At 71.6% G+C, this 20,778-nt stretch carries 16 protein-coding genes and 1 pseudogene; 10 read left to right on the top strand and 7 right to left on the bottom strand.

What is annotated here, in order from left to right:
• The first annotated feature begins 120 nt into the window (after positions 1 to 120).
• From IE294_RS00660 to IE294_RS00680, 5 genes are all read left to right on the top strand, one after another.
• Entirely contained in the window at positions 121 to 849 is a 729-nt protein-coding gene (locus IE294_RS00660; RefSeq protein WP_189881230.1) for an ABC transporter ATP-binding protein, read from the top strand.
• A gap of 136 nt (positions 850 to 985) precedes the next feature.
• Positions 986 to 3,544 carry an ATP-binding protein gene (locus tag IE294_RS00665; protein WP_189881231.1) on the top strand — a complete coding sequence of 853 codons (2,559 nt, stop codon included), beginning with the start codon at positions 986 to 988 and terminating at the stop codon, positions 3,542 to 3,544.
• Positions 3,538 to 4,257: a response regulator gene (locus tag IE294_RS00670; RefSeq protein ID WP_189881232.1), complete on the top strand. Its 720-nt coding sequence runs from the start codon at positions 3,538 to 3,540 to the stop codon at positions 4,255 to 4,257. Before IE294_RS00665 ends, IE294_RS00670 begins: the two co-directional genes overlap by 7 nt.
• Before the next feature lie 97 nt (positions 4,258 to 4,354).
• Positions 4,355 to 4,753 carry an OB-fold nucleic acid binding domain-containing protein gene (locus IE294_RS00675; protein ID WP_079082424.1) on the top strand — a complete coding sequence of 133 codons (399 nt, stop codon included), beginning with the start codon at positions 4,355 to 4,357 and terminating at the stop codon, positions 4,751 to 4,753.
• A 3-nt stretch (positions 4,754 to 4,756) separates the two neighbouring features.
• Positions 4,757 to 5,509, top strand: coding sequence for a DUF3159 domain-containing protein (locus IE294_RS00680; protein ID WP_189881233.1), 753 nt, complete (start codon positions 4,757 to 4,759; stop codon positions 5,507 to 5,509).
• Positions 5,510 to 5,992: 483 nt separating this feature from the next.
• On the opposite strand, the gene IE294_RS00685 is transcribed toward IE294_RS00680, so the two are convergent.
• A complete protein-coding gene (locus IE294_RS00685; protein ID WP_014675525.1) occupies positions 5,993 to 6,661 on the bottom strand; it encodes a potassium channel family protein in 669 nt (222 codons plus the stop codon).
• Positions 6,661 to 7,332 (bottom strand): potassium channel family protein, encoded by a 672-nt coding sequence (locus IE294_RS00690; protein ID WP_014675526.1) that lies wholly within the window; start codon positions 7,330 to 7,332, stop codon positions 6,661 to 6,663. The genes IE294_RS00685 and IE294_RS00690 overlap by 1 nt, the downstream gene beginning before the upstream one ends.
• 374 nt (positions 7,333 to 7,706) lie before the next feature.
• Here IE294_RS00690 and IE294_RS00695 point away from each other — a divergent pair, with 374 nt between their 5' ends.
• Both IE294_RS00695 and IE294_RS00700 read left to right on the top strand, forming a co-directional pair.
• Complete coding sequence (locus tag IE294_RS00695) at positions 7,707 to 9,755, top strand: APC family permease (RefSeq protein WP_189881234.1); 2,049 nt, start codon at positions 7,707 to 7,709, stop codon at positions 9,753 to 9,755.
• A 181-nt stretch (positions 9,756 to 9,936) separates the two neighbouring features.
• Positions 9,937 to 11,265: a class I SAM-dependent RNA methyltransferase gene (locus IE294_RS00700; protein ID WP_189881235.1), complete on the top strand. Its 1,329-nt coding sequence runs from the start codon at positions 9,937 to 9,939 to the stop codon at positions 11,263 to 11,265.
• A 408-nt stretch (positions 11,266 to 11,673) separates the two neighbouring features.
• Here IE294_RS00700 and IE294_RS00705 read toward each other — a convergent pair whose 3' ends face one another.
• The gene (locus IE294_RS00705) at positions 11,674 to 13,107 is read right to left on the bottom strand and encodes an endo-1,4-beta-xylanase (protein WP_189881236.1); all 1,434 of its coding nucleotides are present in this window, start codon (positions 13,105 to 13,107) and stop codon (positions 11,674 to 11,676) included.
• Positions 13,108 to 14,015: 908 nt separating this feature from the next.
• Positions 14,016 to 14,117 (bottom strand): annotated as a pseudogene (locus IE294_RS00710) (non-reducing end alpha-L-arabinofuranosidase family hydrolase); the annotation flags it as partial.
• 55 nt (positions 14,118 to 14,172) lie between these two features.
• On the opposite strand from IE294_RS00710, the gene IE294_RS00715 reads away from it, so the two are divergent.
• The 3 genes from IE294_RS00715 (at position 14,173) to IE294_RS00725 (ending at position 17,660) form a co-directional block, all read left to right on the top strand.
• Positions 14,173 to 14,286, top strand: coding sequence for a non-reducing end alpha-L-arabinofuranosidase family hydrolase (locus IE294_RS00715; RefSeq protein WP_306433307.1), 114 nt, complete (start codon positions 14,173 to 14,175; stop codon positions 14,284 to 14,286).
• A gap of 57 nt (positions 14,287 to 14,343) precedes the next feature.
• The gene (locus IE294_RS00720; protein WP_189881238.1) at positions 14,344 to 16,836 is read left to right on the top strand and encodes a phospholipase D-like domain-containing protein; all 2,493 of its coding nucleotides are present in this window, start codon (positions 14,344 to 14,346) and stop codon (positions 16,834 to 16,836) included.
• Between the two features lie 125 nt (positions 16,837 to 16,961).
• On the top strand, positions 16,962 to 17,660 hold the full coding sequence (locus tag IE294_RS00725; protein ID WP_189881239.1) for a phosphatase PAP2 family protein: 699 nt from the start codon (positions 16,962 to 16,964) through the stop codon (positions 17,658 to 17,660).
• A gap of 17 nt (positions 17,661 to 17,677) precedes the next feature.
• On the opposite strand, the gene IE294_RS00730 is transcribed toward IE294_RS00725, so the two are convergent.
• Genes IE294_RS00730 through IE294_RS00740 form a run of 3 tightly spaced genes read right to left on the bottom strand, consistent with a single transcriptional unit; the run spans position 17,678 to position 20,767 of the window.
• The gene (locus tag IE294_RS00730; protein WP_189881240.1) at positions 17,678 to 19,003 is read right to left on the bottom strand and encodes a glutamate-1-semialdehyde 2,1-aminomutase; all 1,326 of its coding nucleotides are present in this window, start codon (positions 19,001 to 19,003) and stop codon (positions 17,678 to 17,680) included.
• Positions 19,004 to 19,010: 7 nt separating this feature from the next.
• On the bottom strand, positions 19,011 to 19,562 hold the full coding sequence (locus IE294_RS00735; RefSeq protein WP_189881241.1) for a dTDP-4-dehydrorhamnose 3,5-epimerase family protein: 552 nt from the start codon (positions 19,560 to 19,562) through the stop codon (positions 19,011 to 19,013).
• A complete protein-coding gene (locus IE294_RS00740) occupies positions 19,559 to 20,767 on the bottom strand; it encodes a polysaccharide pyruvyl transferase family protein (RefSeq protein WP_189881242.1) in 1,209 nt (402 codons plus the stop codon). Before IE294_RS00740 ends, IE294_RS00735 begins: the two co-directional genes overlap by 4 nt.
• Between the last annotated feature and the right edge of the window lie 11 nt (positions 20,768 to 20,778).

The raw sequence follows: 20,778 nt of genomic DNA on the forward strand, positions 1-20,778 counted from the left end.
GGGGCGCCTGGCCGGTGCCGGGTGCGGGTCCGTCGTCGTTGCTCGCGCGGTTCCCCGCGCCCCTTACGGGACGCGATCCTGACCGGTGATACTGATGCGCGGTCGACCGGGGGAGGCGGTATGAGCGGGCGTGTGGTCACCGAGACCATGGTGCGGGTCGAGGGCGTGCACAAGTCGTACGGGGTGGGGGCCGCCGCCGTGCACGCGTTGCGCGGGGTGTCCTTCGAGGTGCCCCGGGGCGAACTCGTGGCCCTGAAAGGGCGGTCGGGGTCCGGCAAGACCACCCTGCTGAACATCGTCGGCGGGCTGGACACCCCCGACCAGGGCCGGGTGGAGGTCGAGGGGCGGGACCTCGCCCGGCTCGGCGAGAGCGAGCTGCTCCGGCTGCGCCGGGACCGGGTCGGGTTCGTGTTCCAGTCCTTCGGGCTCATCCCGATCCTGAGCGCCGCCGAGAACGTCGGCGTACCGCTGCGGCTGCGTCGTGCCGACCCGCGTGAGCGTGAGGAGCGGGTCGAGCTGCTGCTCTCCCTCGTGGGGCTCGCCGGGCACGCGGCCCAGCGGCCCGGCGAGCTGTCCGGCGGCCAGCAGCAGCGGGTCGCCATCGCACGGGCCCTCGCCAACCGGCCCGCCCTGCTCATCGCGGACGAGCCCACCGGCCAGCTCGACGCCGAGACCGGGCACGCCGTCATGGAGCTGCTGCGGGCCGTCGTCCACGGCTCGGGGCACCTCCCAGGCCCTTCGGGGCACTGGGGGAGGGTCACGGCGCTGGTCGCCACGCACGACGCGACCCTGCTGGACCTGGCCGACCGGGTGCTGGAGCTGCGCGACGGGGAGATCACCGAGGACTGAGCCGCGCCGCCCGGCGGGGTCTCATCAGGGTTGCGTCAAAGTTGCCCACTGCCCCCGCTCCCCGTCCCGTTCGCCGTGATCGCGGGCCGTAGGGTCGACGCTGCGCAGGCGACACGCACGGGAAGACAATGGGGCCATGGCACGCGGCAAGCTTCGGATCTACCTCGGTGCGGCACCGGGCGTGGGCAAGACCTACGCGATGCTCTCCGAGGCGCACCGCCGGGTCGAGCGGGGCACCGACTGCGTGGTCGCGCTGGTGGAGAGCCACGGCCGGCCGCGCACCGAGGTGATGCTGCACGGTCTGGAGCAGGTGCCGCGCAGACAGCTGGAGTACCGGGGTGCCGTCTTCGGTGAGATGGACGTCGAGGCCGTGCTGCGCCGGGCGCCCGCCGTCGCCCTCGTGGACGAGCTGGCCCACACCAACATTCCCGGCTCCCGCAACGCCAAGCGCTGGCAGGACGTGGAGGAGCTGCTGGCCGCCGGCATCGACGTCGTCTCCACCGTCAACATCCAGCACCTGGAGTCGCTCGGCGACGTGGTCGAGTCGATCACCGGGGTGCGGCAGCGGGAGACCGTCCCGGACGAGGTCGTACGGCGGGCCGACGACATCGAGCTGGTCGACATGTCCCCGCAGGCCCTGCGTCGCCGCATGGCCCACGGCAACATCTACCAGCCGGACAAGGTCGACGCGGCCCTGTCCAACTACTTCCGCCCCGGCAACCTCACCGCCCTGCGCGAGCTGGCGCTGCTGTGGGTGGCCGACCGGGTCGACGCGTACCTCAACGCCTACCGCAGCGAGCACCGGGTGTCGACGATATGGGGCTCCCGGGAGCGGATCGTGGTGGGCCTGACCGGCGGCCCCGAGGGGCGCACCCTGATCCGCCGGGCCACCCGGCTCGCCGAGAAGGGCGCCGGCGGCGAGGTCATGGCCGTCTACATCGCCCGCAGCGACGGGCTGACCTCGGCCTCCCCGAAGGAGCTGGCCGTCCAGCGCACCCTGGTCGAGGACCTCGGCGGAACGTTCCACCACGTGGTCGGCGACGACGTCCCGGCCGCCCTGCTCGACTTCGCGCGCGGGGTCAACGCCACCCAGATCGTGCTCGGCTCCTCCCGCCGCAAGGCCTGGCAGTACGTCTTCGGGCCCGGCGTCGGCGCCACGGTCGCCCGGGAATCAGGCCCCGACCTGGACGTGCACATCGTCACCCACGAAGAGGTCGCCAAGGGCCGGGGACTGCCCGTGGCCCGGGGCGGCCGGCTCGGGCGGGCCCGGATCATCTGGGGCTGGGCGGTCGGTCTGGCCGGTCCCGCGATCCTCGCGGTGCTGCTGAACACCGTCGACCTCGGCCTCGCCAACGACATGCTGCTGTTCCTGGCCGTCACCGTCGCGGCGGCCCTGCTCGGCGGCCTGCTGCCCGCGCTGGCCTCGGCGGCCTTCGGCTCCCTGCTGCTGAACTACTTCTACACACCGCCGCTGCACCGGCTGACCGTCGCCGACCCCAAGAACATCGTCGCCATCGCGATCTTCTTCGGGGTGGGGATGGCGGTCGCCTCGGTGGTCGACCTCGCCGCCCGGCGCACCCACCAGGCCGCCCGGCTGCGCGCCGAGTCCGAGATCCTCTCCTTCCTGGCCGGGAACGTGCTGCGGGGCGAGACGGGCCTGGAGGAGCTGCTGGAGCGGGTCCGCGAGACCTTCGCCATGGAGTCGGCGGCCCTGCTGGAGCGCGCGAGCGACGTGGCGCCGTGGACGTGCGCGGGCCGCGCCGGTTTCGGGCCGCCGCTGGAGCGCCCCGAGGACGCCGACGTCGACGTGCCCGTCGGCGACCACATGGCGCTCGCGCTCACCGGCCGGGTGCTGCCCGCGGCGGACCGCCGGGTGCTCGCCGCGTTCGCCGCCCAGGCCGCCGTCGTGCTCGACCGCAGGCGCCTGAAGGAGGAGGCCGACCGGGCCCGCACACTCGCCGAGGGCAACCGCATCCGCACCGCCCTGCTGGCCGCCGTCAGCCACGACCTGCGCACCCCGCTGGCCGGCATCAAGGCCGCCGTGTCGTCCCTGCGCTCCGACGACGTCGCCTGGTCCGAGGAGGACCAGGCGGAGCTGCTGGAGGGCATCGAGGAGGGCGCCGACCGGCTCGACCACCTCGTGGGCAACCTCCTGGACATGTCCCGCCTCCAGACGGGCACGGTCACCCCGCTGATCCGCGAGATCGACGTCGACGAGGTCGTGCCGATGGCGCTGGGCGGCGTACCCGAGGACAGCGTGGAGCTCGACGTGCCCGAGACGCTGCCCATGGTCGCCGTCGATCCCGGGCTGCTGGAGCGGTCGGTGGCCAACCTGGTGGAGAACGCCGTCAAGTACAGCCCGCACGGGCGGCGCGTCCTGGTGGCCGCGAGCGCCATCGCCGACCGCGTGGAGGTGCGCGTGGTGGACCGTGGCCCGGGCGTCCCGGACGAGGCCAAGGACCGCATCTTCGAGCCTTTCCAGCGGTACGGTGACGCTCCGCGCGGTGCCGGCGTCGGGCTCGGCCTCGCGGTCGCCCGGGGCTTCGCCGAGGCCATGGGCGGCACCCTCACCGCCGAGGACACGCCGGGCGGCGGGCTCACCATGGTGCTGAGCCTGCGCGCCGCAGGAGCGCGTCCCGAGCCCCTCCCCGCCGGGGAGTCCCGTACCGAACCGGAAAGGCAGGCCACATGGTGAGCCCGGCTGGGGGGTCCCCCCAGACCTCCACGAGGGTGCTCGTGGTCGACGACGAGCCGCAGATCGTGCGCGCCCTCGTGATCAACCTCAAGGCACGCAAGTACGAGGTCGACGCGGCCCCCGACGGCAGGACCGCGCTCGAACTCGCCGCCTCCCGCCACCCCGACGTGATCGTCCTTGACCTGGGCCTGCCCGACATGGACGGCGTCGAGGTGATCAGGGGGCTGCGCGGCTGGACCCGGGTGCCGATCCTGGTGCTGTCCGCGCGCCACTCCTCCGACGAGAAGGTCGAGGCGCTCGACGCGGGCGCCGACGACTACGTGACCAAGCCGTTCGGCATGGACGAGCTGCTGGCCCGGCTGCGGGCCGCCGTCCGCCGGGCCGAGCCGGCCGGGCCGGGCGAGGACGACGTGACGACCGTGGAGACCGAGGGCTTCACCGTCGACCTCGCCGCCAAGAAGGTCAACCGGGGCGGCAAGGACGTACGGCTCACCCCGACCGAGTGGCACCTGCTGGAGGTGCTGGTCCGCAACACCGGTCGGCTGGTCAGCCAGAAGCAGCTGCTCCAGGAGGTGTGGGGGCCGTCGTACGGGACCGAGAGCAACTACCTGCGGGTGTACATGGCCCAGCTGCGGCGGAAGCTGGAGTCGGACCCGTCGCACCCGAAGCACTTCATCACCGAGCCGGGGATGGGGTACCGGTTCGAGATGTGAACCGCCCGGCGGGGAAGAGCAGCCCCGGGGGAGGAGCCGCCGCTGCGGGAGTGAGCTGCGCTACGGCCCTGTCGGTGCACCCCGGTACGCTTCAGGTATGACTGCTGTTCCTCGATCCGAAAAGCAGGCCGGCCGGTTCCGGCGCATGCTCGACCGGCTCTCCTCGTCGCAGGAGGACCTGGAGTCCGAGGAGCTGCGCGAGGACGCGGAGACGGCCGGGTGCACGAAGATCGGTGACTGTCACGACCGACAGATCGTCACCGTAACTGGTACCTTGCGCACGGTCACCCTGCGCCCGCGCGCCGGCGTCCCGGCCCTGGAGGCCGAGCTGTTCGACGGCTCCGCCGCGCTGGACGTGGTGTGGCTCGGCAGGCGCTCCATCGTGGGGATAGAACCGGGGCGCAAGCTGATCGCATCGGGCCGGATCTCGATGAGCCGGGGCCGCCGGGTGCTGTTCAACCCGAAATACGAACTGCGACCCCTCGGACGGGAGTAGCCGGTGACGTCCCTCGACAAGCCGACCCAAGACACCGACCAGACTCAGCCCGACGACGCCCGCGCGGTGACCGAGGCGGCGCTGTTCGAGGCCTTCGGCGGGGTCCGCGGCATGGTCGAGACGGTCCTGCCGGGCCTGCTCTTCGTCGCGATCTTCACGGTCAACAAGAACCTGCACATGGCGGCGATCGCCGCGCTGGCGCTGTCGCTGATCCTGGTCGTGGTCCGGCTGGCGATGAAGGACACCGTCAAGCACGCCTTCAGCGGTGTCTTCGGCGTGGCCTTCGGTGTCGTGTTCGCGATGTTCACCGGCAACGCCAAGGACTTCTACCTCCCCGGCATGCTGTACACGCTGGGCCTGGCGCTGGCCTACATCATCACGACGCTGGCCGGTGTGCCCCTGATCGGTGTCGTGCTCGGCCCGGTCTTCAAGGAGAACCTCTCCTGGCGCACCCGCAACCCCGGCCGCAAGAAGGCGTACGCCAAGGCCAGTTGGGCCTGGGGTCTGATCCTGCTCGCCAAGTGCGCGATCCTCTTCCCGCTGTACTGGTGGGCCGACACCGCCCAGCTCGGCTGGGTCCTGGTCATCCTGAAGATCCCGCCGTTCCTGCTGGCGGTGTGGCTGACCTGGGTCTTCCTCGCCAAGGCGCCCGCGCCCATCGACGTGTTCGCGGAGATGGAGGCGGAGGAGAAGGCGGCCGAGGAGAGGAAGGCCGCTGCCGAGGCGGCCGGCGGCCGACACCGCCGGGAGAGCTAGGCCGGTACCGCCGGGAGGGCTGGGCCGGTGCCGGCGGGAGGCTGCGCCGGCGCTGTCGCGAGGGCTGGGCGGGCTCCACCGGGGGCTGAACCGGCATCACCAGGAGGCTGGACCGGCCTCACCGGGAGGGCTGGGGAGGCCCCGCCGGGTGGCTGGGCCGGTGCTGGCGGCGGGCTGGGCCGATGCCGCCGGGGGCTGAACCGGCATCACCGGGAGGGCTGGGCAGGCCCCACCGGGAGGCTGCGCCGGTGCCGCCGCGAGGGCTGGGCGGGCTCCACCGGGGGCTGGACCGGCATCACCGGGAGGACTGGGAAGGCCCCGCCGAGAGGACTGGGAAGGCCCCGCCGGGAGGCTGAACCGGTGCGGGCGTGAGGCTGGGCCGGTGGCGGCGGGAGGGCTTGGCACGCTCCGCCGGGGATGCGGGCGGGTTGACGACGACGAAGGGCGCCCTTGGCGACAAGGGCGCCCTTCGTCGTCGCGCGGTCAGTCCTCCCGCCGCACCGACAGCAGGTCCTCCAGCTGCTCCTCCCGGGCCTGCGCGGCCACGAAGAGGAGTTCGTCGCCCGGTTCCAGGGAGTCCTCCTTGGAGGGCGTCAGCACCCGGGTGCCGCGGATGATCGTGACCAGGGAGGTGTCCTCCGGCCACTGCACGTCCCCGACCTGGGTGCCGGCCAGCGCCGACTCCTCCGGCAGGGTGAGCTCGACGAGGTTGGCGTCGCCGTGGCTGAAGCGGAGCAGCCGGACCAGGTCGCCGACGCTCACCGCCTCCTCGACCAGGGCGGACATCAGACGCGGGGTGGAGACGGCGACGTCGACGCCCCAGGCCTCGTTGAACAGCCACTCGTTCTTCGGGTTGTTCACCCGGGCCACGACGCGCGGAACGCCGTACTCCGTCTTGGCGAGCAGCGAGACGACCAGGTTCACCTTGTCGTCGCCGGTCGCGGCGATCACGACGTTGCAGCGCTGCAACGCCGCCTCGTCCAGCGAGGTGATCTCGCAGGCGTCGGCGAGCAGCCACTCCGCCTGCGGGACGCGCTCGACCGAGATGGCGGTCGGCGCCTTGTCGATCAGCAGGACCTCGTGGCCGTTCTCCAGCAGCTCGCCCGCGATCGAGCGGCCGACGGCGCCGGCCCCGGCAATGGCGACCCTCATCAGTGACCGCCCTCCTCTTCCGGGCCACCGGCGAACGCCGCCTCGACCTTGTCCACGTCGTCCGTCCGCATCATCACGTGCACGAGGTCGCCCTCCTGCAACACCGTCTGCGAGGTGGGCAGGATCGCCTCGCCCAGGCGGGTCAGGAACGCCACCCGGACGCCCGTCTCCTCCTGGAGCTTGCTGATCTTGTGGCCGACCCACTTCGGGGAGGCGTGCACCTCGGCGAGCTGCACCCCGCCGGTGGGATCGCGCCACAGCGGCTCGGCCCCGGAGGGCAGCAGCCGACGCAGCATCTGGTCGGCGGTCCAGCGCACCGTGGCCACGGTGGGGATGCCCAGGCGCTGGTAGACCTCGGCACGGCGGGGGTCGTAGATGCGGGCGGCCACGTTCTCCACGCCGAACATCTCGCGTGCCACGCGCGCGGAAATGATGTTGGAGTTGTCGCCGCTGGAGACGGCGGCGAAGGCGCCGGCCTCCTCGATGCCCGCCTCGCGCAGGGTGTCCTGGTCGAAGCCGACACCGGTGACCCTGCGGCCCCCGAATCCCGGGCCCAGCCGACGGAAGGCGGTGGGGTCCTGGTCGATCACGGCGACCGTGTGTCCCTGTTGCTCCAGGGTCTGGGCAAGAGCGGAACCCACTCTTCCACAGCCCATGATGACGATGTGCACGACCGTCCTTCCGGTGTCCAAAAGCTACTGCTCAGCATCAGGGTCTCAGACCGACGCCCAAAGCTACACACGGGCGCCGCGCGGTGGGCACCCCCGTGCCGCGGGTGGTGGCCGGAGCCGTCGGCGAGTGATGCTGCGCACGCTGCACAGGGTCAGGATTCCGAGGCCGCCGAGGGCGAGCAGCGCCCCGATCAGCTCCGCGGTCGCGGGCATGGAACCTCCGAAGTGCGATGACAGGCGGGGTTTGCCATCTAGGCACGACGGGCACACGAAGCACGGATTCCGTAGTTCCGTGCGCCCCCGATTTCACTCGTGAGGCAGATCCAGCACGCCGGGTGGGCGGGTGCCAGTTCGAAGGCTTACGATCCTCTCTCGTGTCCAAACTGACCGACGTGCCCAAACGGATCCTGATCGGGCGCGCACTGCGCAGTGACCGGCTGGGCGAAACGCTCCTGCCGAAGCGCATCGCACTCCCCGTCTTCGCTTCCGACCCGCTGTCCTCCGTCGCCTACGCGCCGGGGGAGGTCCTGCTGGTCCTGTCCATCGCGGGCGTGTCGGCGTACCACTTCAGCCCCTGGATCGCGGTCGCGGTCGTCGTGCTGATGTTCACCGTGGTCGCCTCCTACCGGCAGAACGTGCACGCCTACCCGAGCGGCGGCGGCGACTACGAGGTCGCGACCACGAACCTCGGCCCCAAGGCCGGCCTCACCGTGGCCAGCGCCCTGCTCGTGGACTACGTCCTGACCGTCGCCGTCTCCATCTCCTCCGGCATCGAGAACCTCGGCTCCGCGATCCCGTTCGTGGTCGAGCACAAGGTGTTCTGCGCGGCCGCCGTGATCGTGCTGCTGACGCTGATGAACCTGCGGGGCGTGAAGGAGTCGGGCAAGCTCTTCGCGATCCCGACCTACGTCTTCGTCGGCGGTGTCTTCATCATGATCGCCTGGGGTGCCTTCCGGGGTCTGGTCCTCGGGGACACCATGCGGGCGCCGACGGCCGACTACCACATCAAGGCCGAGCACCAGGGTCTCGCGGGCTTCGCGCTCGTCTTCCTGCTGCTGCGCGCCTTCTCCTCCGGCTGTGCCGCCCTCACCGGCGTCGAGGCCATCTCCAACGGCGTCCCGGCCTTCCGCAAGCCCAAGTCGAAGAACGCGGCCACCACGCTCGCCATGATGGGCCTGCTGGCCGTCACCATGTTCTGCGGCATCATCGCGCTCGCCATGACCACCAAGGTCCGCATGGCGGAGAGGCCGGCCACCGACCTGCTGCACAACGGCGTCCCGCTCGGCTCCGGCTACGTCCAGAACCCGGTGATCTCCCAGGTCGCCGAGGCGGTCTTCGGCAAGGGCAGCTTCCTGTTCGTCCTCCTCGCCGCCGCCACCGCGCTCGTCCTGTTCCTGGCGGCCAACACGGCGTACAACGGCTTCCCGCTGCTCGGCTCGATCCTCGCGCAGGACCGCTACCTGCCGCGCCAGCTGCACACCCGCGGCGACCGGCTCGCCTTCTCCAACGGCATCGTGCTGCTCGCCGGCGCGGCGATGCTGCTGGTCTTCATCTACGGCGCCGACTCCACCCGCCTGATCCAGCTCTACATCGTCGGCGTGTTCGTGTCCTTCACGCTCAGCCAGACTGGCATGGTCCGGCACTGGAACCGCCACCTCCGGGTCGAGAAGGACCCGGCCAAGCGCAGCCACATGGTCCGCTCCCGGGCCATCAACGCGTTCGGCGCCTTCTTCACCGGCCTGGTGCTCGTCGTCGTCCTGGTCACCAAGTTCACGCACGGCGCCTGGGTGGCCCTGCTCGGCATGTGCATCTTCTACGCGACGATGACCGCGATCCGGAAGCACTACGACCGGGTCGCCGAGGAGATCGCCGCGCCCGAGGGCCCGGCCGACGACATGGTCCGCCCGTCGCGGGTGCACTCGGTGGTGCTCATCTCGAAGATCCACCGTCCGACGCTGCGCGCCCTGGCCTACGCCAAGCTGATGCGCTCGGACACCCTGGAGGCGCTGACCGTCAACGTCGACCCGGCCGAGACCAAGGCGCTGCGCGAGGAGTGGGAGCGGCGCGGGATCGACGTACCGCTCAAGGTCCTGGACTCGCCGTACCGCGAGATCACGCGGCCGGTCATCGAGTACGTCAAGGGCCTGCGCAAGGAGTCCCCGCGTGACGCGGTCTCCGTGATCATCCCCGAGTACGTGGTCGGCCACTGGTACGAGCACCTGCTGCACAACCAGAGCGCGCTGCGCCTCAAGGGCCGTCTGCTGTTCACGCCGGGCGTGATGGTCACCTCTGTCCCCTACCAGCTGGCCTCCTCCGAGGCCGCCCGGGCCCGCGCCCGCAAGCGGCAGGAGTGGAACGCACCGGGCGCCGTCCGGCGCGGTCCGGCGCTGGTGCGGCCGAAGGAGCCGTCGGGCAAGGACTGAGCCGTCGGGAACCGGGGGCCCTCGCCGAAATCCGAGTCGGCGTCGTCCGAGTCGGCGTCGACGGGGCCCTCGGGCGAGGTCCGAGGCGGGGCGGGAAGGCCGTAGACTGGTGGGCTGTTGTCGGGCCCGCCGGTGCGGGCCGCCCCCTTTCCCCGATTTCCCGGTCTGGAGTCACCCCACCATGCAGACAGAACCGACCAAGTCTCTGGTGGGCGAGGAGTACGAGGTCGAGATCGGCCCCGTCGCCCACGGCGGCCACTGCATCGCCCGTACCCCCGAGGGACAGGTGCTGTTCGTCCGGCACGCGCTGCCCGGCGAGCGGGTGGTGGCGAGGGTGACCGAGGGGGAGGAAGGCGCCCGCTTCCTGCGCGCGGACGCCGTACGGATCCTGGAGGCGTCCAAGGACCGCATCGAGGCCCCCTGCCCCTTCGCCGGCCCCGGCCGCTGCGGCGGCTGCGACTGGCAGCACGCCAAGCCGGGCGCCCAGCGCCGGCTGAAGGCGGAGGTGATCGCGGAACAGCTCCAGCGACTCGCCGGCCTCACCCCCGAGGAGGCGGGCTGGGACGGCACCGTGGTCCCCGCCGAGGGCGACAAGCTGCCCGCCGGACAGGTCCCGCAGTGGCGCACCCGCGTCCAGTACGCCGTCGACGCCGAGGGCCACGCCGGTCTGCGCCGGCACCGCTCGCACGAGGTCGAGCGCATCGACCACTGCTTGATCGCGGCGGAGGGCGTCAGCGAGCTGGGCATCGAGAAGCGGGACTGGACCGGCATGGAATCGGTCGAGGCCGTCGCGGCGACCGGATCCCAGGACCGCCAGGTGATCCTCACCCCGCGCCCCGGCGCCCGCCTCCCGCTGGTCGAACTGGACCGGCCGGTGTCGGTCCTGCGGGTGGACGAGAAGTCCGGCGGAGTGCACCGCGTCCACGGCCGCCCCTTCGTCCGCGAACGCGCGGACGGCCGTACGCACCGGGTGGGCAACGGCGGCTTCTGGCAGGTCCACCCGAAGGCGGCGGACACGCTCGTCACCGCCGTCATGCAGGGCCTGCTGCCCCGCAAGGGCGAGACGGCCCTGGACCTCTACTGCGGTGTCGGCCTCTTCGCCGGCGCGCTCGCCGACCGTCTCGGCGAGAAGGGCGCGGTCCTCGGCATCGAGTCCGGCAAGCGGGCGGTGGAGGACGCGCGGCACAACCTGGCCGACTTCCCGCGGGTCCGCGTCGAGCAGGGCAAGGTCGAGTCGGTCCTGCCGCGCACCGGCATCACCGAGGTGGACCTGATCGTCCTCGACCCGCCCCGCGCCGGCGCCGGCCGCGACACGGTCGCCCACCTGTCCTCCCTCGGGGCCCGCCGCATCGCCTACGTCGCCTGCGATCCCGCTGCGCTGGCCCGGGACCTGGGGTACTTCCGCGAGGGCGGCTACCGGGTGCGGACGCTTCGGGCGTTCGATCTGTTTCCGATGACGCATCATGTGGAGTGCGTGGCGATCCTCGAACCGGCGGCCAAGGGGTCCTGACCTGCGGCTTCGATCAGTGCCGGGAATGCGGGCGCGGGGTGCTCCCGGCCTTGGCGGGGTCCGCGCCAGGCAGTTCTGACGCACCGCGAAGCGGGCGATCCGGCCGAGGTCTTCTGCGTCGCGCCGCGTCGGCACGACTCCTTCAAGGGCGTGCTCCCGGAGGACGACCAGGCCGTGGCCCTCCCGGCCGAGGTCGGGGATCGCCGCACGGGAACCCCGTGGGGGCGCCGGCCGGCTCCACCGTCGCCGCCTCGGCGGGTACCGGATTCACCGCGGCGAACATGGCGAATCCCGGGTCGCCGCCACCACGGCGGCGACCCGGGACCACGACGATGTCCTACCGGAGGGGCGGGAGCAGCCGCACCGTAGGCCGTCGCCGCTTGAACCTTTCGTGTGCGGCAGGTCCCGTCAGGTGCGGGTCCAGCGTTGGTTGCTGCCGTTCGAGCAGGAGTAGAGCTGGATCAGGGTGCCGTTGGCGGTTCCGCTCGCGACGGCGTCGAGGCACAGGCCGGACTGGACGCCGACGATGGACCCGTCGGAGTTGAGGCGCCACTTCTGGTTGTCGCCGCCCCAGCAGCTGTAGATCTGGACCTTGGTGCCGTTGCCGGTTCCGGCGGCGTCCAGGCACTTGTCGCCGTAGACCCTCAGCTCGCCGGCGTCGGTGTACGTCCACTGCTGGTTGGTGCCGCTGTGGCAGTCCCACAGTTGGAGCTGGGTGCCGTCGGTGGTGCTGGCGCTGGGCACGTCCAGGCAACGGCCCGAACCGACACCCTTGATCTGTCCGCCACCCGAAGGGGGCGGCGTGGAGGTGCCGCCGTTGAGCGCGTTGAGGACGGCGGTGTAGGCAGCCTTCTTGCTGCCGTCGCCGTTGAACAGCAGCGGCGTGTCCCCCGATCGCCAGGAGTCGGTGTCGCGCACGCCCCAGACGGTGATGCCGAGGCAGCGGGAGACGGCCAGGCAGTCGTTGGTCACGTTGGCGTAGGTCGAGGCCGAGGCGCCCTGGATGTCGAGTTCGGTGATGGCCACGTCGACACCGAGGGCGGCGAAGTTCTGGAGGGTGGTGCGGAAGTTGCTGTTGTAGGGGCTGCCGCTGTTGAAGTGCGACTGGAAGCCGACGCAGTCGATCGGCACACCGCGCTGCTTGAAGTCCCGGACCATGGAGTACACGGCCTGGGTCTTGGCCCAGGTCCAGTCCTCGATGTTGTAGTCGTTGTAGCAGAGCTTGGCCGCCGGGTCGGCGGCGCGCGCGGTCCGGAAGGCGACCTCGATCCAGTCGTTGCCGGTGCGCTGAAGGTTGGAGTCCCGCCGGGCTCCCGAACTGCCGTCGGCGTAGGCCTCGTTCACGACGTCCCACTGGGCGATCTTGCCCTTGTAGTGGCCCATCACGCCGTTGATGTGGTCGATCATCGCCTGGCGCAGTGTGCTGCCGCTGAGGCTCTGCATCCAGCCGGGCTGCTGGGAGTGCCAGGCCAGGGTGTGGCCGCGCACCTGCTTGCCGTTCTGCACCGCCCAGTTGTAGACGCGGTCGGCGGCGGAGAAGCTGAACTGGCCCCGCTGCGGTTCGGTGGCGTCGATCTTCATCTCGTTCTCGGCCGTCACCATGTTGAACTCACGGCCCGCGATCGTCGTGTACGCCGAGTCGCCCAGCTTGCCCGAGGCGATGGCGGTGCCGAAGTAGCGGCCGCTCTGTGCCGCCGCGGCGCCGAGCGTGCTCTCGGCGGCGTGTGCGGTCGGCGGCGCGGCCAGTGCGGTGACCGCACCGAGGACGCCGACGACCAGCGTCAGCAGCAGGCCGCGGATCGTCCGGCGGATACCGGATCTGGGAAGGGCGTACAAGCCCATGACTGTGCCTCCGGGGTCGAAATCACGGATGGACTGAAGCGCTGGGGATTGCGTCGTCCGCTCCGACGCGGCAGACGGACGGGGCGGGCCGGATCCCCGGCAGCACGGAATCACCGGACACCGCGGTCATGGGTCGACACAGGCATGGGCTACTCCATCGCGGCTCAGCCGGGGGACCGTCACGCGGCGTCGCGGACCTCTCCGACTGCGCGAAGAGCCAGGATGCGCTGGTGCGGACCTCACCGGATCGAAACGGGGTGGCGCAGGTGCTGTGGTGCGCGGATCTGTTCGTGCGGCTGGTCGTGGATCTGCCGTGCGGCACGGATCGTCCAAGCCGACAGGGCACGGAATCACGAACCGGGGCCGGTTTCCCAGACAGGGATGATTGAGGTGGTGACCGTGGATCGTCAATACTCCCCGCAGAAGAAATTTCCGATTGCCGCACGAAACTTTCGGAACGCGGTGAGTCGGAGGGCGAACCCGGGTGTCGGCGTCGGTGGGTGCGGGAGGTCAGGGCCGGGACCAGCGCGACCGTGCGGATACTGATCACTTGGGGCAAGGTGGACCGAGTGCCGACGCCGTCCGCACCTCGCTCGGTTCCGGGGTCAAGAGGCGTACCGGCCGACCATTTGACGGTGTGGTGTGCGCTGTTCGACGCGTACGGGTGCGAAGACTTTCGGTGTTGGCAGCGATTCATGCGAGAGGTATTGACGCCGTCCACCGGCTCTTTATCATTCGGGTTGCTCGACGCTTCGACGGTTTCAGTCGCAGGCATCCGTCCGTGGTGCCTGTCGCCGCCCCGGTTCGGGCGGCCTCCAGTGGCGCCTCGCGCGGCGCTGGTTCCGGCCGGTGTCCCGATGTGCCGGGCGCCGGCCAGAGCGACGGCACGGTCGTCGGTGTGGAGTCCTCATCGAGCCGTACGACGACCCCGGCACGTTCGCCGCGTAGACCAGGTGCTTGCCGTTGTACGTCACCGTGGTGAGGTCCTTCAGCGAGACCCACCCGTTGGCCGCGTTCGGTCCCTTCGCGAACTGGTCGGACATGGCGTCGGCCCGGCGGGCCGGGATGAGCCGGGCCGCGGTGGCGCCCACGCTGGACTGCTTCGCGCCCGAGAACGTCCGGGTGCCGGCGTACCAGTGGGGTGCGTCGCCCTTCGTCTACCGCACGTCAGGGACGTGAAATGGACGCGTCATAGGATGGCTCGTCCCCAACACACCGTTGAACCGAAGGAAACAGATGGGTAGACAGATACGGCGCTCGGCGGCACTCGCCGCCCCTCTCGCGCTCGGTGCGGCACTGCTCGCCCCGGCCACCGCTCAGGCGGAGACCGTCGTCTCCGGGAACTACACCGCGGTGTTCAACTACCCGACGCCCACGACCTACGACTCCTCGATCAACACGTCGGTCGGCAGCCTCATCGATCTCGCGGCGCCCAACTCGACGCTCTACATGGGCATGTACTGGTTCAACAGCTCGGATCTCCAGGGGAAGCTCGCCGCCGCCCAGAGCCGCGGCGTCACGCTGCGCATCATCTCGGAGTCGGCGAACCGGGCCAGCAGCAACCTGGACGGTCTGACGCTGACGGGCAACTCCAGCCTCACCTGGTGCTCCCGCGGCTGCCTGGGCAACGGCTCGGGCGACACCAACGCGATCGACCACGACAAGTACATCGTGTTCGACGCGCTCACCGACGGCCGTACGAACGTCGTCTGGCAGAGCTCGCAGAACCTCGCGGGCGGCCAGGACGGCGAGATCAACAACGCGGTCGTCGTGTCCGGCAACGCGGCCCTCGCCTCCCGGTACCGCGCGCACTTCAACGACCAGATCAAGCACGCCGGCGACAGCCTGCACACCACGTACGACTACACCACGGGCGACCCGAACTCTCCCGTCGAGGCGTTCTTCTTCCCCCGTAACACCGCCTCGGACGCCACCCACTACGGCAACGCCGACATCCTCGCCTCGTTCATCGACAAGGTCGACTGCTCGGTCGACGGCAAGATCAGGATCTCGGCCGCCGAGCTCGACCAGCGGACCACCCGCCCGGCCGTCTACGACGCCCTCCAGGCGAAGCGGTCCCAGGGGTGCAGCGTCGACGCCAACGTCCGCGACCTCAGCAACGGCGGTGGCAACGACGGCGTCAACGACCTGACCGCGCTCGACGTCGCGGCCTACGGCAACCGCCCCGGCGGATGCCGCTACAAGTCCTCGGCGACCGCCTCCTGCAACCACGGCACCACCCACTCCAAGTACCTGCTGACGGAGTGGACGAAGTCCGACGGCACCAAGGTCCAGCACGTGTACACGGGCTCCCACAACTGGACCGCGGGCTCGCTGAAGACGAACGACGAGACGCTGCTGCGCATCGACGACCCGACGGTCTACCAGGCTTACGTCGCCAACTTCGACAAGGTGCGTTCGGGTGCGGTCGACATCGACGCGTCGAAGTACGGCTCGACGTCCCAGCACTACTCCCGGGTCAACGTGCAGACCGACGGCGACCAGCACTACAGCGCCGTCGCCTCCGGCGGCACCTCGTCCGTCTACACCGCCGTGGTGTACGAGCAGGGCGACCGGCACGACTCCTCGGACACCGAGCTGGGCACCGACGTGTACATCCGCATGTACAAGGACGGCGTCGCGCTGTGGAACGAGAAGCTGCTGAGCAACGGCGGCACCGCCGGCAACACGACCTGGTCGCACCAGAAGCCCGACGTCGGCGTGGACGACCAGGGCAACGCGATCGTCGCGTGGGCCAAGGACGACGACGGCAACAAGTACGCCGACATCGCCGTGGTCAAGGTGGCCCCCGACGGCACGGTGACCGCCCTGCCGCGCCCGCACGCCTCCGGTAGCGGGGACCAGCTGCGGCCGACGGTCGCGGTGGCCGGCGACGGCTCCTACACCGTGGCCTGGGAGAGCACGGCCGACGGCGCCACGCTCAACCAGGTCTACGCGAGCAGCTGGTCCGGGACCGGTGCGCTGCGCTACCAGGACGTCCAGGTCAGCACGATCAACTCGGGTGCTGCCGGGTCGAACCGCCGACCGGACGCGGCGATCGACGACGCGGGGAACACCGCGATCGTCTGGGAGGAGGACGCGGACGGCAACGGCGGCCTCAACATCGGTCTCGCGAAGCTGAACACCTCGGGCGGCTTCGCCGTGGCCCGCAAGGTGGCCAACTCCCTCACCGACGGCCAGCAGACCGTTCCCGCGGTGGCGTCGGCGGGCGACGGCCGGTTCGTCGTGGCGTGGACGGACGAGTACACCACCGGCACCGGCACGCCGGTGCGCCCGCAGCGGATCTACGACCGCGTGTTCTCCGCGACCGGCGGTGCCGCGGCGGCCGAACAGCGGGCCACCGAGGACGGCACCAGCAGCGGCCCGTACGTCGACGGCCAGCGGCCGATCTCCGACCAGGACGTCGCCGATGTCGCGGTCGCCGACGACGGCAGCTTCGTGGTCGCGTGGAAGGAGGCCTTCGACGTGAACATCGGCGGGACCGTGTACGCGGGCAAGGACGACGTGTGGGCCCGCGGCTTCAACGCGGACGGCACGACGACCGGCAGGCTGCCCGCCTACCGGATGAACGTGGTGACCGGCGGCGGCCAGGGCGGCCCGGCCGTGGCCCTCGCCCCGACCGGCCGGCTCGCGCTGACGTACTCGGACGACTACGACGGCAACGGCTTCAACGAGATGCGGCTGCGGGACGCCTTCGGCAACTCCTGAGTCCGGCCTGTCTCCGGCGGACGGGATCCGGTGTGCCCCGGCCGCGTTGTTGGTTAGGGTGGCCGGTGGCTCCCGTGCGGGCCGAGTCGGACACGACGGGGGGCTCGTTCGTGGGGAGTTGGCGTGTGACGGACCGGTCGGCGCCCGCGGTGCTGCCACCGTCGCTGCGCGTGCCGCTCGGGCCGGTCGCGGTCCTCGCCGCGCTGGTGGTCGTCGTCCTCGGGGTCCTGTACGCCGGCCACGGTGAGCCTGGCACGGTGGACCGGTGGGTCGTCCGGCCGACGGCGGACAGCGTGCGGCCACCGTGGCGGTACGTCGCCCTGGCCTTGGACTTCCTGGGGGAGCCCGGGGGAGCGGTGATGCTGGTCGGGGCCGCCGTGACCGGCTGCCTGCTGCTTCGGCGTCCTCGGGGAGCGGTGCTCGTCGTCGCCGGCGCCGGTGTGGCCGTCGGGGCGGCGACGCTGCTCAAGCACGTGGTGGGACGCACCATCCACGGCGACGGCAACCTGTCCTACCCGAGCGGGCACACCGCCTTCGCCACCGCGCTCGCCTGCGCGGTGGCCCTGCTCGCGGCCGGCCGGCTCCGCCTCGGCGGGACGGCCGGCACGTCACTCGTGCTCGCCGCGGCGCTGGTGGCCGGCGCCCCCATGGGCTGGGCGCAGGTCGCCCTGGGCGCGCACTACCCGACCGACGTCCTCGGCGGCTGGTGCACCGCGCTGGCGGTGACACCGGCGACCGCGTGGCTGGTCGACCGGACGGCCGACCGACTGGCCGAGCGGACGGCCGAGCGGACGGCAGACGCCGATCGGCGAGAGCGTCGCTGACGTCACGCCAAGCCGCGTCACGCCAAGCGGCGGAACACCGGCTTCACCGGGCGTCCGCCCAGCCAGGGGGTGGGGTCACCGGCGTCCAGTGCCTTCCGGTACACCGCACACGCCTGGGCCACCACGTCGACGGTGTGGTCGATGTCCGCGTCACTGAGCGCGCTGCTCACCACGAACGACGGGGCCAGCACCCCGCCCATGAGGAGCCGGCGCAGGAACAGGGTGCGGTACTGCTGTGACGGTTGCCCGCTCCCGTCGAGGGTGGCGAAGACCAGGTTGCTGGCCCGGCCCCGGACGACGACGTGGTCGCCGACGCCCAGGGCGTCGGCGGCCTCGCGGACTCCGGCGGCCAGCCGTTCGCCGAGGGCGTGCAGGCGCGCGGTGACGCCCTCCTCGACGTAGGTGGTGAGCACGGCCATCGCGGCGGCCAGGGAGTGGGTCTCCGCACCGTGCGTGGTGGACAGCAGGAACACCCGGTCGCCGGAGTGGCGCAGCCCGCCCCGTTCCATCAGTTCCCGGCGCCCGGCCAGCGCGGAGACGGCGCACCCGTTGCCCAGCGCCTTGCCGAACGTGGAGAGGTCGGGGACGACGCCGTACAGGCCCTGGGCGCCCGCCTCGGACCAGCGCAGACCGGTGATCATCTCGTCGAAGACCAGGACGCAGCCGTGCCGGTCGGCCAGCTCGCGCAGGCCGGCGAGGTACCCGGGCGGCGGCTCGGTGTGGGTGGCGGGTTCGAGGATCAGGCAGGCGACCTCGTCCTGGTACCGGGTGAGCAGCTCCTCCGTGGCGGCGAGGTCGCCGTAGGGGAACGCCACGGTGAGCTCGGTGGTCGACTCCGGGACGCCGGCGGACATCGGTGTGGTGCCGATGAACCAGTCGTCGACGGAGAAGAACGGGTGGTCGGCGCACATCGCCACCCGCGGGCGCCCGGTGACGGCGCGGGCGAGGCGCACCGCGGCGGTGGTGACGTCGGAGCCGTTCTTCGCGAACTTCACCATCTCGGCGGTCGGCACCGTCGCCAGGAAGCGTTCCGCGGCCTCGACCTCCACGATGGACGGCCGGACGAAGTTGCCGCCGCGGTCGAGTTCCCGCCGCACCGCCTCGGTCACGCGCGGGTGGGCGTGGCCGAGGCTCACCGACCGCAGGCCGGAGCCGTACTCGACGTAGCGGTTGCCGTCGACGTCCCACACGTGGGCGCCCCGGCCGTGGCTGATGACCGGGGCCAGGTTCTCGGGGTACTGGTCGTCGCCCTTGGCGTAGGTGTGCGCGCCCCCGGGAACCAGGGCGTGCAGTCGCTCGTTCGCCGCCCGTGACCTGGGCAGGTGGAACTCTTCGCTCTCCAAGCCGGCTTCATCCTTCCGTGTGCTTCAGGACCTCGGCGAGGCTCGGCGCCTCCCGGTCCCGCCGGGACATCGATGTGACCGGCAGCGGCCACGGAATGGCGAGCTCCGGATCGTCGAAGGCGATCGTCACGTCCTCGGCCGGATCGTGCGGGCGGTCGATCCGGTACGAGGTGTCGGCGGTGTCGGTGAGCGCCTGGAAGCCGTGCGCGCACCCCGCCGGGACGTACACGGTCGCCTGCGTCTCGCCGGCCAGCTCGAAGAAGGCCCGGCCCAGGTACGTCGGCGAGTGAGGCCGCAGGTCCACGACGACGTCGAAGATCCTCCCGTACGAGCACCGCACCAGCTTGGCCTCGCCGGCGCCGGAGCGCAGGTGCAGGCCGCGGAGCACGCCCCGGACCGAGCGGGACACGCTGTCCTGGACGAAGGCGCACGGGTCGAGGCCCACCGAGCGGACCACGTCGGCGTCGAAGGTGCGGCAGAAGAAGCCGCGCTCGTCGGCGTACGGCGTCGGCGCGAACACGTACGCGCCTGCGATCTCGGGGACTTCGGTCGCCTTCATGGAGCCTCCTGCCGGGCGGGGGAGTGCGCGTGGCCGGTCGCCGGGAACAGGGCCGTGGCCAAAGCGGTGAACTGGTGGTCGAGTTGCCGGACGGCGGCCAGGTTCCGCTCGACGAGGGTCCGCCGCAGCTCGGCCGATCGCTTCTCCAGCGCCCGGAACTGGGCGAGCAGCCGGTCGGCGTCGAGCTCGCGCGCCGGGTGGCAGTACGCGCCGAGGCCCATCCGTTCCATGAGCGCCTCGCTCTTCGCGGCATAGGTGACGGCGAGCGTCGGCGTTCCGGTCCTCAGCGCGCAGATCAGGTTGTGGTACCGGATCGCCACCACGGAGTCGGCAGCCGCCGTCTCCTTCATCAGGTCGGCCAGCGAGGCCGTCTCGGCGGCGGTGACCAGCGGCGAGTCGACCGCGTCGAGGATCGCGGCGACCACCGGCGCGTCGCACGCGTCGCCGGTGAGCAGCCGGACCGCCCTGCCCTCCTCGACCAGCGCGCGGACGAACCGGATGGTCCCGTCCAGGTAGCGCCGGTGGATCTGCTCGGCCCGGGAGCGGTCGTCGTCGCCGCCGTGGAAGTCCATGACACCGACACAGACCGGCCCCGGCGGGCCCGAGGGCGCGTTCGCCCCCGGAGTCGGCAGGGCGAACGCGAGGTCCGGGTAGACCTCGTCGCGCGCGGTGTCCACGCCCATCGCCCGCATCGCGTCGCGGGACTGGGCGTCCCGGTACGACCGGTACGCCGCCAGCCGCGCCGACCAGCGCACCAGGGCCCGGGTCGGCCGGCTGCCGATCGTCGCGGCGCCGACGCTGACCAGCGCGACCCGGGTGCCCAGCAGCCGGCCGCTCGCGCAGAGCAGGAACAGCGCGTACGGGAAGCCCCACGGCCGCAGCGGCAGCGTCGCCTCCAGGACGCCCATGCCCGGCACGATCACCACGTCGTGCCGGCGCACCCAGGCGGCGGTGCGGAAGACGTCGACGAGTTTGCCCAGGCCCTTCGACGCGACCGCGCCCGCACGCGACGCGGTCCGGTACTCCCCGCGGTACCAGTGCAGCCGCGTCGCGGGGATGCCGAACCGGGCCGTGACGGCCTCGGGTCCGCCGCACAGCGCGTCCACGACCGCGTCCGGGTGCTGGGAGCGGAGGTACCCGAGCACGGCCTCCAGCGACCCGTCGTTGCCGAGGTTGCCGGAGCCGAGCAGGCCGAACAGCCCCACGCGTGGCGCGC

It is taken from the genome of Streptomyces canarius (assembly GCF_014650735.1).
Classification (GTDB): Bacteria; Actinomycetota; Actinomycetes; order Streptomycetales; family Streptomycetaceae; genus Streptomyces; species Streptomyces olivaceoviridis.